Here is a 17,841-nt window from a genome sequence, read left to right on the forward strand (position 1 = left end):
CAATGACAGGGGGAGCCATGAATAAATTAGCAGCGGTATGGGGCTTGTACTTGCTCGTGCAGATTTGGCCGGCTGAGGCTCGCACGCTCTGGGTTTTAGGTGGCCGCCATCACGAAGCGATGACTTTCGATGCCATGCACTGCGCGGACAGCGCGCAATCGGCACCGGCCGCCTGTGTACCGCGGCCTGAGGGCTGGGACGTCGCGCTGGATCTTTCGAGCGTGGGGCTTGGTGTGTGGTCGGAGCGCGCAGCAAGAAATGCAGTCCGATGGCCCGATGACCCCGCCTCTGAGCTGAGCTTGGGTAACCCAATGGGATTTGTTCGTTGGTCGTGGAACCTGGTGCTGGGTGGATGTGGTGGCAAGGGAAGCACTCTAACCACGGGGCTGCGGTGCAGTTCACACTACGGAAATCTGCAGTACCTGCATGCAATGAGCGCCAGCAAAGGGGATAGGGCCGAGGATACTAAGGAGAAGATGCTGGCTTGGACCAAATATCTGCTCCTAGTATTACAGGATGCGCCACAAGCGGGCGGCGGCACGTTCATCGAGCAAAATCACTGCACCTACTGGGCGTCAGAACAGCGGCAGGGCAACCCCATTGCCGAGGACATGATGCCCGATGGCCCGACCGGCTTCCCTTGCGTGGTCGACAAAGGCGAACCGTGGATCGTGGCATCACTGTTCGCGTTCTACTGCACCTACAATATCTACACATGCGATGTGAATTTGTCCGAGCAGACGGTCAAGAGCCGCGCGCTAGGAGCGATCCTTCACCTGATCCAGGATTCGTTCACGCAGGGGCATGCCTTGCGTGGTGACTGCTGCATGGGCGTCGAGGATGCGGACTTGGCTGCCTATCAATGCGCCCCTATTCAGCAATTCAACGTCTACGGATTGCAAAATAAGGGGCGTCACAAGGCCGCTGACAAGGAGCCAGTCGCGGGTGAGTCATGTCGAACCGTCGACATGGTGCACGACCCCATTACCAGCGCCGCGCGAATTCTATGGGAGTTGAAAACAAGGGGCGTGACTGACGGAGCTATCGACACGGTGCTCGACTATGTCGACACGGACATCCTGCGGCTGGTCGAGGCTCCGACACCGGGGGATGCCGGAAGCGGCTTTTGATGCGCTGAGCTCCCACAAGAAAACCCCGAAGTTAGGTTGTGCGACGGGTTTGGGGCAGGCGGGTAGTATTCACTAGTAGCGACGAACAAAAGAGGCTTTCTGAGTGTTCCAGGGCTTGTTGATGGGCGGTATACAGGTTCGATGGGCTAAGCAGACGGAAATTAAACTAAGGGAGTGACGGCATGATGAGGCGATTTTCCGGGGCCGTTAGCATGGGATTGATGTTGTTGGTGCTGAGTGGATGCGTGTCTACCCAAGCGTACCGCACACCATATGCCAAGAAGAATCCTGCCCCAAACCACATCATCCTCGGGGACACTGGATCGCGGGCAGACCTGTTCTTCGTCGAATTCGACGATGAGGGTTGGATGTACGGGGACGCCCAATTGAATGACGTCCTCAAGGAACTGGATAGCGTCGACGTCTGCGAAACGCCGCCGATTATTTTGACTTTCGCCCACGGCTGGAAGCACAACGCCAAGCCGGGTAACGAAAATGTCGAACTGGTAAGTGCCGCCGTGGGCGAGTTGGCGCGCTTGGTACCCGACCGACGCGTCATTGCGGTGTACGTTGGCTGGAAAGGTCAGTCGCAACCAATTCCGATTCTCCAAGAATTGGGGACGTTTTACTCCCGCAAGGCAGCAGCCTCTCGCGTGGGTTACACCGGTGCCTCGCTACTGTTTGGCGCCCTGGAACGTAAGAAGGGGGAATTGGTTGCCGATTCGCTCAAGTGCTTGCCGGTCAGTGGGGACGAGAAAAACCGGGTGCCCTTGCCCTACATGGTCAGCATCGGCCACAGCTTTGGCAGCCTGCTGACTTACAGCGCCTATCAGGGTGCTCTTCCCGGACGGATGCAGACGCTGGCTAGCCTCGAGAAGGAGGAAGACAGAGCGGCGTACATGGCGGACAAGGCCAACATGGTAGTGCTGCTCAATACAGCGATGGAAGCGTCTCGCGCCCAGCCTATAATGCAGATCCCCGATTCCTCCTGCAGCGGTCGGTGCAAAACCATGCTGTTAGCGGTCACTGCGAAATCTGATCTGGCTACGCGGTTCGCGTTCATATTAGGGCAGAGTTCAAGTGAGCTGTTCGCGAACGTCGGGCAGCGGAAGTTGGAAGGCCTAAGCCAATGGTGGGCCAGCAGACAAACGCTGGGGCACTACAAACCGTTCGTGACGGGGAAAGTTGACTTCGAGGAATTGCCTGAAGGCAGCGAGCGCTTGGGCAAGTGTTACTTGCAACCGAAAGATCGTGAGGTGGCGCCGATTGACCCCGAAGACGTACCCCGGACCTTCTGTGGCTACACGATCTGGGACCACATCGACAATGCAGCCGTAGACAATCCACGGATTCAGGTGCTGTCTGCCGAGGAAGCCGTTGGCGATGGGCACGGGTTGGAGGTGAACCTGGTCAACCTGATGTACTTGGCGCTGAATGTAATCGCTGAAGAAGAACGGCTTAACTTGAAAAGCCGGTAGGCCATCACTGCCCCGGCGTACTCAGCCTACTTACGTCACGCCGGCAGAGAATTATCGGCGCGAGGCGCGGGTGATATTTCAAAGCGCCTGCACTCATCTTTGCAACGGTCAATGCTCCGCTCTCTCGGCCCACGCGACTTGATGCACCAGGTGGAGTTCAGCTGGGGCAGCTACCACTTTTTTCTGAGTGCTTCGCGGGCTACCTCCTGCTACAACCGGGGCTCCTTCAGAAGCTTTTTCAGCCGCACGTTTTCCCTCTCCAAATCCTTCCGGTGTATTTCGTCCGGAACCTACCCCTGCCGAAGTTGCCACACCAGAGGTAAAAGCCGCTCTGCGAGAAGCCATGCAGGTGGCAGAACTGCTTCAACGGGATTCCCTAATCAGCTTGCTGAGGACTGCTAACGATCTGTTCTTGGCCGTAGCGCTTCTTCATGCTCAATCCCCTGCCTGTGCCGCGACGATTGGACTCCAAAACAAAGTGCTGATCAGAATCGGGGACACCCAATCCTACTGTCGACTTCAATAGTTTTTCGCGCCAAAGGTACTGGAACACACTGAAGATCCTAATCTTTTGTGGAATTCGTGCTCCACGGATTTTCTCGCAATACTGTCGCTTGGTGCTGCCGTGGCGAAATGCCCCGGAATGTTGGGCTAGATCAGCCCATATGCGGCGTCGCGCGCTTCCATTGTGGACAGCTCACGCGCCTTGTAGCGCTGCATGAGCTCGGCATAATGTTCTGGCGTCGCGAGCCCGTGCACGACGCACGCCGTATCCAAGTTCAGCCGCCGAAATAACGAATTGATTTCGGCCAAGATGTGCGTCCTGAGCGTCGCTTTGGCCCACGCAAACTTAAGGCCGTGGTAGACCGCGAAAAACTCAGAGACGTCGCTGTTGAAGTTTCCTGCCCGCATCCAGCCCCAGCATGACGTTGACTGGAATATCAGTTCTTGATCCCGGTTGTGCAGGCGCACATGCCCAAGAACCTCATCAGTGACAAAGCGATGCCGGAAGCCACTGTGGGGGGTGAGGCGATGCTGGCGGAAGCGATGGAGACGCGTCAGTGCCGTGGTCGCTACCTTTTGTCGGCGGTGGCCGCCCAGCGCTTGCGGAACCTCCAATCGCCACACGTCCGCTTTCGGAATGACACAAACTTTTTTGTTCCACCTAGCCCATTCGCTGGGCGGGACAAATTGCAGGACATACCCCATCGCGTGGACGACACCGGTGTTGGGAAAACCGGCAAGGTGCGGTTGGTTGTCCTTGTAAATGATTTCGTGGTGACAAAAACCGTCCAGAAAGATATGCCCGGCCAAGCGGCGCACGACCTCTGCTAGGACACCTTCAATGGGCGTTCCCGGTTTTCGGATCAAGTTTGCCAGCATGTCGCCGGCGATCAACCCATGACTGCGATTTCCATTCATTTCCACGCGGTAACCCTCGGCTTTCCAAGTGGACATCACGCCGTTGACGATGTCGGAGCGCCATTGATGTAACTCTGGAACCGGGTCGAAAGATAAGGATGCCGGCAAATGAGGGACTGTCCGGCGCAGCGGGCCCAGCGAGTCTAAAAATGGTCGGGCTGTTGGTGTCTTAAGCATGATCAAGCTCAAGGGCATTCAGGTCGTCGACCCGGGGGTGTAGCGCGAGATGCTGAAAAGAGGCTTGCCGCGTGACGAAAGCACCGTAAAAAATCTGGAGCATGGAGATCTGATTCCACCATGATTTTTCACGAGCCAGATGCCGAATCAAAGGGCTTGCATGAGACTTATAGGATTCAGGGGCCAACGCGGCTATTGCATCCACTTGCTCGGGCAAATGGTTGAAGCCAAAGATTTCCTCTAGGTCCTCGATTTGCGCGAGCTGACGTGCGAACCAGTCCTGTCGAATGGTGCGTTTGTAGTTATGCTGATCACGGTGAATCGCGTTATAGATCTCCGTCATGAACGATGGTGCGTGAAGAATAAAATCGTCATGCTCAATGCTTGTCCGCCACAGCGCATGTGCCACGCCCTGCTTCCACAGCAGGTTGTTCCCGTGATACTCCGCCATCAGAATGGCTAGCCCTGAGAGTTCCATGATATCGATCAACGGTGCCATCAATTCGAGCGCACGCTCCAGGGACATATCCGGCTCCGCTTTCATGGCATCTTGGGCGTCTTTGGCGCGTTTCGTGCTCGCCGCGAACAAGAAGGCAAAGTTCTCCGTTAAGGTCTGCTTGTCATTCAGGATCAGTGCCTTAACAGCCGCTTTATAGCCAATATCAAAAAACTGACCGGCGTAATCTGGTATGTGACGTGATCGTTTGGTGTGTGCTAACTCCAAAGACTGTGCTGTGATCTCTCTCGTTAGGGCGTCCATGGCGTCAGCCCGGCCGTTGTGGAAGCCAGAGCGATCAAGGCTGGGCCATTGCGGGTCTGGATCGGCTGGAACAGCCAGGTGAATATCCCATTGTTCGAGCGGGTCCGCGCTGCGATCGGCGAGGTCGTTTAAATACTCAAAGCTTGCCGCCCTCACGGCAGCAACACCCCAATCAAACCGGCACGATTCCAGACGGCTAGCCCATTTGCGCATGGCGCTTGGAACCTGTTTCCCCAAAAAGTTGATATGCGCCACGTAGCGTTTCGCCAGGGCGCGCTTGACCGTGCTTTTTTGGGCCCATAATGGCATCACGGGGGCGCCGGTGAGAGCGACCTCTTTGTGTATCTGCTTGGCCAACGCCTCCATAGTTGAAAGAAGGTATGTTGGCGGCTTTGCTGAGTTGTAGATTCCCTCTGGGTTCCTCCAGCGAATGGCGTTCAAATGTAGGCCTAGATCCACGATCCGCAAGGATTCCCAATGTTTGTGAAACCCCCCCAGCAACCACTCTGGCGTTCGTGCAATGGACTCAACAAGGTTTAAGAAAAAGAGTTCCCCGCGAAACGTTTCATCCTGGTCTGTTGCCTGTTGAGTCACATGTTCTGCAATAACCGGAATCAGCGCCTCAAAAACCGCATCCATGACGCCCATGGCGTCCTCAAGCTCGCCGGCAGCGGCAAGTGTTCGCGCGTATTGCTGAATTCGCCAGAGAAGCTGTGCTGCGAGGATGCCTTCCGGTTCCGAGATTACTGACTTGAAACATCTAATCACGATCGGCAGTAGTTTTTGCTCCAACCAATTGTGGTCAATAACCGCGTTTGGCAGAGACCGGAGTCCTGCACTCTTCATTAGGTTTTCTTCAAGGTCCGAGACGTGGCCCCATTCTGGGTGCTCGAATTTACGCGGATACCAGAGACTTTCTGTCGGGATACGGTTCTTATCTTCTTGATAGTTGATTAACAGGTCCACGACGCGGTGCCCAATCTTGCAGATAGGCTCCCCTTTGAGGTGGCTCATACGACGATCGATGATGTTCGTGAGGGTCGCCAATGCGACCAAATACCTATCAGCGCGCTCCCTGCAGCGTCGTTGATGCTCTATGTATTCGAATCGGCGGTGTGGGGCGCTGGTAGCCCGAAAGCTGCCTTGGATTTGCGCGACCATCTGCGTGGACAGCTCAGCCGGATTGAAAAAGGCAAAGATTCGGATACCCAAAATGACGAAACCGATAGCCGACCCGCTTGCGATAAGCGCCATAAACGGCACCGCTATGACAATACGTGGAAGCCCGATCACGGAGGCCGCGGCTAACATAAGCCCAATGGCCGTCATGCATGCCATCCACCCCATGTAATTGTTCCCGACGCGGTCACGGAACAGCTCGTTTCGCAGTGACATGGGAAGCCCAGCGTATGTGGTGCTGGTGATGGTGCCGATCGTTGCGTAGTACAAGCCGATGAACACACCGCCGATACTGCTGATGGTTGTAAGCAGGGCTACGTAGTCTGCCCCGCTAGGGACGTGTAGCCCAAAGTGTTGTGCGAACGGATCGCAGATGGGGCTGATCAGGTAAAGGCCAGCGGTGACCGTTAAGCTGAAACTTAAACCGGCAGCTGTGCGGCCCCATAGTGAGCGCATGGTTTGCTTTTGCAGGGTTGACCACCTAACCCGCAGCGGACCGAGCGCGCCATCAATCCTCTTGTAGGCTCGTTTGATCCGCCACGCAAGGACGTGCCGCGCAATGCGTGCTCTCATCGTGTGCACACCACAGGGTTGGCTGACAGGTATAACCTTTCGCTGAAAGGGATTACTGCAGGTGCCGTTGATTTGCGCGCCTCTGTGTGCATCAGAATTTCAAGGCTCTGGAGAGTTTTGAGAACAGATCCACACAACCGTCATTCTCGCCGAGAAGACTCATTTGCCTCACGGCAAACCGATTGGTGATATCACGCTCCACGACGTCCTTGTCCTCGGTTGAAATGCCCTTGGCCGTGCCAAAGATTCGCGCCTTGCGGATGAGGTGGGCGATGTCCTTGTGGGTGCTATCCGACGGCGGCGTGAGTAACTCCATATTCATGTCATCGAAAGCAAAGCCGAGGAAAACGATACGTTGAGCGATATCGAGGGCATATCGGATTCGTTGCACTGTTGCGTCGCGCGCATGCTCTTCGGTGCTTTCTGAAAACGTTCGAATTTGCTTAGCCAACGCAATCAATTCTGACGGATTGGGGTCGGCGCCGAATGAAACACGCACACTGTCGTTCCCCATCCAGGGCAAATCGCCAACCTTCCCATAGGGGTGGAATATGGTCAGCCTTTCCATGATGGTTGTGGCTGACGCCACATCGATCCGATAGTGATTGATGAGCGCGCTGTGAAGAAAGTGTTCAACGCAGCGGTCGTAGTTGAAAATAACCAGCGTGATCTGTTCAAAGCGGGCGTGCAGGTCATGGACAGCGGCCCCTTTGGTGATCAATTGAAAGAACGGCAGCAGCCACGTGCCATCTAATCCTTCATAGTTGATCCGAGGTTCCCGGTCTTTGCGCTCATAGTTCAGCTTAAGCTTCGATTCCCGTTCCTCACCGAGTATGCAGTAGGCGATGGCCAGCTTGGCGCACAGAGCGATGTTGTGGTTTCCACGGTGCTGGTGTACGTAATTGTCGATCGACTCGGCCGTGGGCATGGACTCCGAGATCGCGTTTGCCGCGGCTTCGAGTTGGGATATCGGTGTGATGTGCTGTGCGTCCAATTGCCTTAATGCGTCTGTGACGCGGTTTCCCCATGCACTCGTACGAGGGTCATCCGGGTCCAGGCGCAACGCAGCGGCGACCTTTTCTTTCAGTTGATACCCAAGAGGCAAGCCGAGTTCAAAGCTCGCGCCAGCACCGATCACAAAAACGTAGCCTGCCTTGTCGGTCATCGGGACTTACTCCGATCACCGTGCGTGACCTTAAGGTAGAGTTTCCCGTACTCGGAAAGCAGGTACCGAAGCTGTGATATCGTGCTGTAGTCCCGAGTGCCCTCTGTGTTGTATCCCTGCGTGGTGAGGAACCCCACCGCCTTCAGACTTTCGGCTTCGGTCGACGTCGTGGTTTTGGGACGAAGAAACGTCGGCAGCTTATCCAGGTCTTCTAGATAGGCGCGATCGACCATCGCGCACAATCTCACCGCTTTATCCGTCGGTAGAAAACCCTCAATTGCGGCGGCCGTAATAATCCCCATGCGGCGTGCCTTTTCGATGCTTTCAGCGCGCTCAAGCAAACTGATGATGGTTTCTCCCAAGCGTTTACGACCCTTGTCGTTGGTGTACTTGGTGACAAACGCTTGGCGTTGTTTCGTGGATGTCTCGCTCAACTCAAATAGGAAAGCGAAAACGCGCTTGGCAAAAAGCGCCTGACGAATGTCGAGGCCGAATTGGCCAATGCTATTCAGTGTTTTGAGAACGGGAAAGTGATCGAACACGGCTGCATCCATGCTCAGCTGCAGCGCGCTGTCCGCGGTATCGGTTAGCAAGTCCCGGAGGTTGACCAACGACAGCGTCTCCTCCATCGCATCGTCAATGTCGGGTGGTGAGCTGTTTTTGGCGGCCATCTCGCCTCCTACCTTAAAAAGAATTCGGTGAACACGCTTGGGCATTTTTCGCTTCCGCGCAGCAAATGCACCTTGTCTTTCGTGGTCTTAAAGGATTGCGAAATTTCGTGCATGATCCGTTGGCGTTGGAAATCGGATACCCCGTAGGCAGTGCCGAACACGTCGCGTCCTTCGTTTTGTGTCATCTCACTGGTGGGCATAATTCCGCGCATGTTCAAAGGGTGAAAGGCAAACCCCAGGAAGGCGATCGCGTCGGCATTGGTGATCGCGAGCTGCGCCTTCACAAAGTTGTCATTGTTTTCGCTGCTTTCAGTGAACGTGCGAATGTTGCTCGCTAGGTGTAACAGATCCGGGCCGCGCAGCTGCCTCCCACCAAAAGCTACCGTTGCAGCGCTTTCGTGCTCCATCCAAGGCAAGGCGCCGACGGTGCCATAGGGATGGATGATGGTGATGAGGTCCATGAAGTGCTTGGCTTTTGCGCTCGTGAAACCGTAATGGGTCTTGAACACGCTGAATAGAAAATGCTCCACGCAACGGTCGTAGTTGAAAATGATCAGTGAGAGATTGCGCAGGCGTTCTTCAAGTTCATGTGGTGTCGCACCTTGCGTTACGGCTTTGAACAATCCAACGATCCATGCGGATTGATTCTGATCTTTCGTGAAATCCACATACTCGGGATCGGCCGGTGCGTTTGGGCTTGGACCCAAACTGGATTCGTGTTCGGCCTTGAGTATGCAATGGACGATCGCCATTTTCGCAACCAGCTCGATGCACGGGTCGCCGCGGTGCTGGTGGACGAAGTTGTCGATGGACTCGGCCGTCGGCATGCCTACAATGATGCGCTGCGTGCCCTTAAAGACGGGTTGCCCGAGCAGCATGTTCGCCTGCTCAACCAGGCGCAACGCCACTGTTAAACGATCTTTTTGTACGGCGTCATCCTGGCGCTCAGTTTGCTTGAGGGCTTGTGCAATGTTTGTCTTCAACGTATCGCCCACGGGCAAACCGAAGTCATTGCTGGCGCCGGCACCAATCACAAATGCAGTGTTTTGTCTCATCTTGCGGTGCTTTCCCTCAGCATGACGTGAACCTTTTGCTCACCGTAAAAAATAGTCCTTAATGAGCGCGCTGCTTGTGTCCTTCTCACTCATCAAGTGAATATGGCTCCGGTCTACGGAGAACCGACCGTAAAGCTCGTCATGGATTTCACCACGACGAAATGCCGACAAGTCAAAAGCGGTACCAAAAATCATTCTGTCCCCCTCAACCGGGACTGTAGATTTTTTCGCTGGCTTGAGAGCATCCAAATTGAGTCGGTGGTAGGCAAAACCCAGAAACGCAATACGCTGCGCATCAGCCATCGCTTGCGCGATCATCTCGCGTTGCCGGGTGTCTTTTTTGATGTTCTCCGTGAAGGTTCGGATGCCCTGGGCCCGTTCTGCGGCGCTTTTCAGGGGGGTGTTTGCACCAAAGGCGAGGTAGGTTTCGTCGGCTGCCACCATCCACGGTAATGGGCCGATCATGCCGTAGGGGTGGATAATGGTGATGAGATCCACGAGCCCTGCGGCCTCCGCGGGCGTGAGGTTGTAGTGGCTCATAAACACCGTGTGCAGGAAATGCTCCACGCAGCGGTCATAGTTGAAGACGATGAGCGTGAGATTGATCAGCACTTCTGCCAGTTCGTGGACGGCCGCGCCCTTGGTGACCGCCATAAACAACGTGTTCAACCAACTGTCTTCGTTGCCTTCGCGGTAGAGGTTTATCGGACTCGCGGTTGGTTGGCCTGGAATGGGATCTGGCTCGCACAGTGTTGAGTCTCGTTCTGCTTGCAAAATGCAATGCACGATTGCCATCTTGGCAACGCACTCAATGTCTTTGTCGTTGCGGTGCTGATGCACGAAGTTGTCGATCGATTCTGCCGATGGCATCGCCGCAATGATCCTCTCGATCGCAAGATCCAGCGGTTGCAGTGGCAACTGGTTGAGCGCCGCACGCAATCGGTTGTGTTCCTGATCATGCTGCGCTCTTTGTGCAGCCCTGAGCTCGTTGGCAATGTCCGTTTTTAACTTTCGCCCTAAGGGGAGACCAAAATCGGCGCTGGCTCCCGCGCCAACGACAAATACCGTTTTCTCATTCATGGTTTGTTATACGTTTTTCGGCCAAAGAATCGGACAACAATGTGCCGCTGTGAGCGTTTATTTTTGAAACAACCATAGCTCCACAGTGGCCATGTTGGCGCACCCCAGCAAATATACTGAGGGCAAGTGCGCCAAGGCATCCACTGCAATGTGCATCCCGTTTACCAGGTGGCCCACCAAATCGCCCCGACAATCCAAGCGCATTTGGGCCGCGCCTTGAAAATACTCATCGCGAATTTTCGCTTGCTGCGCGGATGTCAAGCCGCAGTGACCCCGTGTAAGTGGCGAACCTGGATGTGCCATTTGTGGTCGGCCCGCGCGCCTAGGATCTCTTTAGGGGTCCAGTATGCCGATCTCCAGGTTTAGCCCATAAGACCGAGAGCTTATGCAGGGCTTGCTTCAACACAACAAAGAAGGCGCGGGTTCTCTGACGAAAATTCAGACGCGATAACTTGTCGAGAAGCTCGAATCGATGACGGCTCAGTGCTAGGTTAAAGCACCTTTGCTAAAACTGACTATTTCTCATAATATTATGAGAAATAGTCACAAATCAGAGTAATGGACTACGGTGAATTTCGTCGACACATCGGCAAGGCTGGACTCACAGTCAACGATTTTGCTGGCTATATGGGCGTCTCTCCGAACTCAGTATCGAACTATGCTCGTAGGGGGAATGTCCCGCGGACCTACGCCATGCTCGCCGTACTGATGGGCGATGCAGCTGATCGGGGCATCGATTTTCAGGCCATTCTCAACCGCTTCTCAATTTATCCTCACATCAAGTCCCAAAAAGTCAGCACGATTCCAAGCAGAAAGCAAAACAAAGGACTAGGGGAGGCAGGAAAGTGAATAACCTTTCGCTGCTTCTGGAAATATTGGGGTACGACACATCACGAGGCTGGTTACCCGCTAACGAGTTTGATCAGATCGTTGGGCCCGTTAGCGCGTTGCGTCGTGCTCGTGATCACATGAATGTTTGTGGCGCTTTCGGGACATGGCAGACACTCCGTCGCAGCGATGGGCAACAACGATTCACTCCTTTTCTATTTATCGCTGAAGCGAAGGACGATGACACCGCAAAAACCGTTGTGCACCGCCGTGTTTGGAGCCAAGGCTTAGCTCCATTTCTCATCATTTCCACCCCAAAGTATGTCTATATCAGCGAGGGATATCATTTCTCGCATAGCAATTGGGAACAATCCGTTAAGCGAGTCCAGTGGGAGCAGCTGAAAAGCGGTGTCGACTCAAATGACCGTAAAGTCCTGACGAGGTTTGCAGCCAATCGATTGCTCTCATCGGTTGCATGGCGTGACTTCACCATCAATCCATCTTCTCGAGTAGACCGCCGTTTGCTATCGACTCTGGAAGCCCTTAGCTGTCACGTTACACAACAAAGCGGCGTCAGTGCGCGTTCAGCGAATACACTGATTGGGCGCTTTCTTTATTTCTACATTCTTCATGACCGCGCGCTCATTGACGAAGGTTGGCTCGCAAAATTTGGGGCAGAGAGCGCATTTACTCAGCGCAACGATAATCTCAACACCAAGATGGCATGGGAGGTATTCGACGAACTAGACAAGCTTCTTAACGGATCAATTTTTCCATTAACCAAAGGTGAGCGCAGCCAATTTTCGGACGCCGATGTTCGTTTGTTACGCGACTGTATAAAGCTAGGCGATGAACCCTACGGCAGCCTTCGTCAGCTGAATTTCTTTGACTTTGACTTGTCATGCCTACAAACCGAAACCTTATCAGCCATCTACGAACAGTTCCTCAAAACTGAAGACGCTGAAAAGAAGAGGACCGAGGGTGTCTTTTATACACCTCCATTCCTCGCGGACTTTGTTCTGGATAGAGTTGAAGACGCTGTAGAGTTGAACGATAGCAAGCGCATCATTGATTGCACAGCTGGATCTGGTGTTTTTGTTGTCGGCGCGTATCGACGAATAATTGAAAGCCTGCTTCAGAAGAAAAGGGAAACCTATTTGTCGGCGGCGAAATTGCGAGATACGTTGACGGGCTCTGTCTTCGCTATTGAAAAAAACCCTTCAGCCCATGCAGTAACATCGTTTTCTCTGTATTTGACGATGCTAGATTACGTTGCCCCAAGAGAACTGAACGACTGCCTACACGGTCAGGCTGAAGAGCCCCTGTTTCCTCATCTTGCGAAACATAACATCATCTGCAGCGACTTCTTTACAACGTCACCACCGCAAAATGAATCGCAGCGTTTCGATATTGCAATTGGCAACCCCCCCTGGCAAAAACTGGCCGAAGTAACCTCTGCAGAAGGTATTAAGAACACGACTCGATTTGAGGCACAGGTCGATGCGAATGAAGCAGCAGAACACGCTGTATGGCTACTGCTTGACAAGTACCTACGCAAAGACGGAATCGCCGCACAAGTCGTCCCAACAAAATCACTTGTCAGCCCAAGCGCCAAGCGATTCCCTTTACAACTTGCCCAAAAAGTAGAAGTAATAGGCGTTGTAAACCTAACCCATCTGCGATATCAACTGTTTAAAAATGCCCGACAGGCCGCGAGCGTGGTCATCCTACGCAACAATGAACCAGCGCAGTCATCGACAGCTTGGGTTCTATCACCCACACGAGCCCACTTACCAGGACCCACGGATTTAGGCGCCCCCTGGATGATTCCGTACGACCCTTCTCAAATTCAGAAGGTCCACCAAAGAACCCTTGCCAAAGGCGGTTCCAGTTGGTTTGAGTCGATTATGCTACGACCAATTGATCGTCATATTCGCCGATATGTTGCCGATATAGTAGAACTCAATAGAGTTTGTTCACTAAAAGGTTTTCTTGAAGCGCACAAGTTAAACCTCGCACGAGGTGGCTCTCCTGCGCAGACGGGGCTAACGGCTGCTGCAATTTGCGGAGCCGACAAGAATAGTGCTAATGACTTCAGAAAATTCGAAGGCATTCACTTCATCAGCCCACTAAGGCAAAGGACAACTATTCCGGAGCTCCCATATTCTGGACTGGCATCAGATTGGCAAAAATCGATCAATCAGGCATTTATTAGACGGTTTTCTGGGCACGTACTTATCATCCCAAGAAGCCTACAAGGAATCGCGTATGTCAGAGCTCCGCTTGCATTTAACTCCTCTCTCAACGCGCTTTATTTTAAAAAATATCCACTAACCCATGAGGAATCAGGGTACCAAGAAAGGGTTCTTACAGCCATCGGACGCTATCTTGAGTCCGATGTCGCTCAATATCTTATAGCCATCACTGGGCGGTTATGGATGCTGGATCGAACCCGTCTGGAAAAAAATGACTTACTCAATATTCCGTTGCCGTTTAAAGATATAGACGATGAGCTAATAAATCTTCTACATGATGAGGATCAAGACCGGTTGAGTATGGCACTTCTCAAGCGTTTTGGATTTTCTCAATCAATGACTGAAGTTGTGCTTGAATACAGCAAGTTTAGAAAGTCTTTTGAAGATGGCCAAGTGCCCGTTTTTTTTGCTTCCTCACCCACAAACCAGGACTTTTCGGCGTACAAAAATGCCCTTTCACGCGCGCTCAGATCGCTCTGTGATGAGTCAATTGATATTCATATCTCGCCGATCAACGCTGAGACAAATACATATCGCGTTTCCATTCAGTTAGATGAGAAAAGCGATAGCCGCTTTTTTGTTAGCCGCCAGGCTGGAACCGCAGATTTTTTTGAATGCTCTGCACTTGAACACAATGATGCGCAAACAAGTGTTGAGTTAGTCAAACCTGCAGAAAAATTCCGATGGACCATTGAGAGCGCGTACACCGATGGCGCGAAGATTATTCAGACCTTCTTGGAAGAATAAGATTGATTTCGAAAGGACCACAAAAGAGTTTAGAGGAAATGATCGAGCTTGCTGGTTATAAAAATTCGAAACTCAAGATCATGAATATTGTGGTCAGATGTGCGTTAGAAAGCTTGATCTTTGCAGAATCAAAATTAGCTGATAACTGGGAATCATTTTGCAAGAAAAAAGGCGCCCTTTGTAAGGCTTCAAAATCAATTCAGGGTATAGCCAAGCCTGAGGAGAACGCCGTAACAAACGCTCTAGGCGAGTTCATTGATGAGCACTTAAAAGGGTTGCCCATTGAAGACCCCCTCAGAATGGTCGAGTTTCGCTACGAAAGCCCAAAAAAATCAAAAATACTGGCCGGTTCACATCAAAAAAGAATCGACCTTAAGTTTGAAGCTCGATATCCAAATGGGCCCGAATTTGTAATTGAAGCCAAGCCATTGTTTTCAAAACGCGACATTAATAGCAAACTTTTAGGACCTTCAGGCCTCGGTCGATTTACCCGAACAGAGGAGCCTTACACAAATGACCATCTCGCTGCATTATTGGGGTACGTTGTGGACAAGAAGCTGGATTACTGGAACAACAGTCTGAACGAATCCTTAAGCACTGAGGATCATTGTGAGCAGATGGAAACCGTCATCCTTCCCATCTGGAAAAGTGACATACCATCAACACGCCATGCACGCCCCTCAGGCGTTCAACCAATCTGGATGTTGCATCTATTGGTGACATACCCTGAATCTGCACACCCACATGACGCATGATCTAACCGCTGCAGGTATGCAGACCGTGCAGATAGCTCAAATGGCCAACCCCCGCTGAATCTTGAATCGCAGTAAATGCGATCAACTCTCGCTCGGCCATCGGCAGCAAACCCCAGGTATTCTGGTAAATTCTATGCGGACCTTTTGCTGGCGAGCGGTGGCAACATGCCTTACGAGGCAGTCACTGAAACCCGCCTATGCTTGGACCGGTCTAAAGTCACCGTTTCCCACCGTCGCGCAGAGCCCGCATCTGAGCGAACCGATCACTTAATTGATTGAGCGCCTGCATCTCCTCCAGCCTTTCTCTTACGCTCAACTTCAGATTTCGCTTAATCATGAAATCGCGTGCGCCCTCGTGCGTGCCATAGCGCCAGCGCCAGGCCTGATCATCTGCGCTGAGACCTTCGTCGGGTTTGTCGTCCACGCGTTGACTCTATTCCTGTCGGCTGTTCGACCAAACGGACGCAGCACTTGCCGCCTGCGCTCTCACTACGGGAACAACCACCTTTGTACCGTTAACGAAAAAATCCGCAACGAAATCGGACGCACAGCGGGATCTTCACGCGTGGCACCACACCATAGTGCAGATTGGTGACGCGTGATGGTCAATTGCTTGCTGCACTTACAGATTAGCTCGTGACTCGCTCGCCGCTCCACGTCGAGGCTTATTTTTGCTCTGGAGGGGCTAGCTTCCCGGAAAATTCCTGACGGGCACTGGACCCGAGAAAATCGTAGCTGAACGCAATAAAAAATGCGTGATCATTTCGCGTGTCCAGCGTGTCGATCGCGTTAGCGGCCGGCAGCTCATCCCCCACTTGATAGCCATTAGGCAGAGTAGTGACTTTGCCGAACATTTCACCCAACGTAATTTTGAATTCCCCAAAGCCGAGAGACACGCCGGCCATACGTGTTGTTTCCTCGCCCTGACCTACGCCGATTCCAAAAGTCAAAGCAAAATCCATGTCCAGGGCATCAAAACGAAACTGCGGGTGACTCACGTGGGCGAAAAATCCGGCCCCTGGGCTGATGGCGTCTTCTGCGTTTCCGTTGCGCTGTACCGTGAATACCTGCATGTCCTCCTGGCCTTCGACAGACATCGTCGTTGTGTTGACCGAATACTTCCTGTTGATGAGCTCAGATATGGTGAAGCCGCCAGAAAAGCTCAGCCCCCAACCAACATTCGCAGGTACGCGTAAGATGTACGTCCGATCTTCCAGGGGCGTTGCCTTCCCACCCGCTTGAATGACCTGCAACGCTTTGGTCGAATCTTTACGGGTGACATTCACTACATAGCCTGCATTTTTAGCGGCGTGAATCCATTTCGCCGTAATCTGTTCGCCGGTGCAGGGCGGCGCTGCCAGAGCGCCTTGATCTTTCTGCTGCCCGGCGCCTGGCGGCGGTGTGTATCCCAGGTACTTGATGTAGACGTCGTTTTTGCAAGTATCGATGATTGTCAGCTCGATCTCATCGCCTGGCTTGACGTCGATCTCATATTCGGTGCCGTTGGCATTGGAAATCTGCGATAAGGTCAGCTTGCCGCCGGACAACTCAACAGGTGAGCCACTCCCCCCCCACGCCGACGACCAACCGAATGACAACGCGATAGCTATAGCTATGATTCTCATTGACTCACTCCCCCATGAGCTCACGTTCAATATAGCTACAAACTAAAAGCCAGGTCCAGCACGTCAAGCCCCAGAAATCATCAAATACGAGGTGCAACGCTAGTCGCTCGATACAAGTGGAACTTGTAACAGTGTTGGAATGGTATCTGTGCTCTGGCAATAAGTGAAAACTACGAGTAGGTTGATACTCCGCCTATCTCACGCAGCCCGCTATGACTGTCAACGGGAAGCATTCAGGAGGTTGAGATGACACCGGTTCCAAACAAGCAGTTGTTAGCCCAAGCGGTGGAGCATTTTCAGTTAGAAAAGCCTTGTTTCTATCGAGTGGTGCGAAATTGGCTACTGTTTGCGATACCCATGAAAGCACTGAATAACGAATGGTCCTTCCATATTGCAGGAGATGAGCCGGACGGAAGATACTACGGTGTTGTAAGCAGTCCTGTGCTTGCAGCAAATGCTTTAGGCCATGCCCGCACGCGCTCTCGATGGTATGTGCCTGAAGGCAAACCGGCTCGACTTGTAACTGAGCTCAGCGAAGAGGCCAGGTTTTATCTCGATGGCTACATCACCAAGGAGCAAGCCACAATTGAGCAGGTCTTTGTGATCGCAAATCCGGTTCAGTTCCTCCAAGCACATTGGCCCCTCATTGAAGGTCCACAGCCATCAGGGGCAGGTTCAAGCTTTTCGAACGATGATGTCGTCGCTAGCGTTTTGCCTATGGATTTGCTCGCAGCCCATATGAAGTCGATCGATGATTCCCAGGAAGAATAGGGCGCCGGCGAGCGTCCACCGCAACTCGACCTTGAGGTGCAAGACTCCGCGCTCAGTGTTGCCCAGCTTTTCAGCAGTAGGTTTCGACTACATCGAGCGCTTCCACAATCCCAGGATGCGGCGTGGAGTGAGTGCGGTCGACCAGACGTTTGCAACTCTTATCAAACCGT

At 53.0% G+C, this 17,841-nt stretch carries 14 protein-coding genes; 6 read left to right on the forward strand and 8 right to left on the reverse strand.

Annotated features, from left to right (window positions below; translation table 11 throughout):
• The first annotated feature begins 17 nt into the window (after positions 1 to 17).
• A complete protein-coding gene (locus tag ATO7_RS06315) occupies positions 18 to 1,130 on the forward strand; it encodes a hypothetical protein (RefSeq protein WP_146680174.1) in 1,113 nt (370 codons plus the stop codon).
• A gap of 182 nt (positions 1,131 to 1,312) precedes the next feature.
• Entirely contained in the window at positions 1,313 to 2,608 is a 1,296-nt protein-coding gene (locus ATO7_RS06320; protein WP_083560577.1) for a hypothetical protein, read from the forward strand.
• 651 nt (positions 2,609 to 3,259) lie between these two features.
• On the opposite strand, the gene ATO7_RS16765 is transcribed toward ATO7_RS06320, so the two are convergent.
• The 6 genes from ATO7_RS16765 to ATO7_RS16770 form a co-directional block, all read right to left on the reverse strand.
• Positions 3,260 to 4,207, reverse strand: a complete 948-nt coding sequence (locus ATO7_RS16765) for a hypothetical protein (protein ID WP_146680175.1) — start codon at positions 4,205 to 4,207, stop codon at positions 3,260 to 3,262.
• The gene (locus ATO7_RS06335; protein WP_083560583.1) at positions 4,200 to 6,719 is read right to left on the reverse strand and encodes a hypothetical protein; all 2,520 of its coding nucleotides are present in this window, start codon (positions 6,717 to 6,719) and stop codon (positions 4,200 to 4,202) included. Before ATO7_RS06335 ends, ATO7_RS16765 begins: the two co-directional genes overlap by 8 nt.
• Positions 6,720 to 6,810: 91 nt before the next feature.
• A complete protein-coding gene (locus tag ATO7_RS06340; RefSeq protein ID WP_083560585.1) occupies positions 6,811 to 7,884 on the reverse strand; it encodes a hypothetical protein in 1,074 nt (357 codons plus the stop codon).
• Complete coding sequence (locus tag ATO7_RS06345) at positions 7,881 to 8,555, reverse strand: hypothetical protein (RefSeq protein ID WP_146680176.1); 675 nt, start codon at positions 8,553 to 8,555, stop codon at positions 7,881 to 7,883. The genes ATO7_RS06340 and ATO7_RS06345 overlap by 4 nt, the downstream gene beginning before the upstream one ends.
• 8 nt (positions 8,556 to 8,563) lie before the next feature.
• On the reverse strand, positions 8,564 to 9,610 hold the full coding sequence (locus tag ATO7_RS06350) for a hypothetical protein (protein ID WP_083560590.1): 1,047 nt from the start codon (positions 9,608 to 9,610) through the stop codon (positions 8,564 to 8,566).
• 39 nt (positions 9,611 to 9,649) lie between these two features.
• Positions 9,650 to 10,690: a hypothetical protein gene (locus ATO7_RS16770; protein ID WP_146680177.1), complete on the reverse strand. Its 1,041-nt coding sequence runs from the start codon at positions 10,688 to 10,690 to the stop codon at positions 9,650 to 9,652.
• A gap of 558 nt (positions 10,691 to 11,248) precedes the next feature.
• Between ATO7_RS16770 and ATO7_RS06365 the strand changes: the two genes are divergently transcribed.
• Genes ATO7_RS06365 through ATO7_RS06375 form a run of 3 tightly spaced genes read left to right on the forward strand, consistent with a single transcriptional unit; the run spans position 11,249 to position 15,275 of the window.
• A complete protein-coding gene (locus ATO7_RS06365) occupies positions 11,249 to 11,539 on the forward strand; it encodes a helix-turn-helix domain-containing protein (protein WP_083560596.1) in 291 nt (96 codons plus the stop codon).
• A complete protein-coding gene (locus ATO7_RS06370) occupies positions 11,536 to 14,520 on the forward strand; it encodes an HsdM family class I SAM-dependent methyltransferase (RefSeq protein ID WP_083560601.1) in 2,985 nt (994 codons plus the stop codon). Before ATO7_RS06365 ends, ATO7_RS06370 begins: the two co-directional genes overlap by 4 nt.
• Positions 14,521 to 14,522: 2 nt before the next feature.
• On the forward strand, positions 14,523 to 15,275 hold the full coding sequence (locus ATO7_RS06375; protein ID WP_158523076.1) for a hypothetical protein: 753 nt from the start codon (positions 14,523 to 14,525) through the stop codon (positions 15,273 to 15,275).
• Positions 15,276 to 15,492: 217 nt separating this feature from the next.
• On the opposite strand, the gene ATO7_RS06380 is transcribed toward ATO7_RS06375, so the two are convergent.
• On the reverse strand, positions 15,493 to 15,699 hold the full coding sequence (locus ATO7_RS06380) for a hypothetical protein (protein ID WP_083560604.1): 207 nt from the start codon (positions 15,697 to 15,699) through the stop codon (positions 15,493 to 15,495).
• Positions 15,700 to 15,940: 241 nt separating this feature from the next.
• Positions 15,941 to 16,900, reverse strand: coding sequence for a hypothetical protein (locus ATO7_RS06385; RefSeq protein ID WP_083560606.1), 960 nt, complete (start codon positions 16,898 to 16,900; stop codon positions 15,941 to 15,943).
• Between the two features lie 246 nt (positions 16,901 to 17,146).
• Here ATO7_RS06385 and ATO7_RS16775 point away from each other — a divergent pair, with 246 nt between their 5' ends.
• The gene (locus ATO7_RS16775) at positions 17,147 to 17,671 is read left to right on the forward strand and encodes a hypothetical protein (RefSeq protein WP_146680178.1); all 525 of its coding nucleotides are present in this window, start codon (positions 17,147 to 17,149) and stop codon (positions 17,669 to 17,671) included.
• Positions 17,672 to 17,841 lie beyond the last annotated feature (170 nt).

It is taken from the genome of Oceanococcus atlanticus (assembly GCF_002088235.1).
GTDB classification, from domain to species: domain Bacteria; phylum Pseudomonadota; class Gammaproteobacteria; order Nevskiales; family Oceanococcaceae; genus Oceanococcus; species Oceanococcus atlanticus.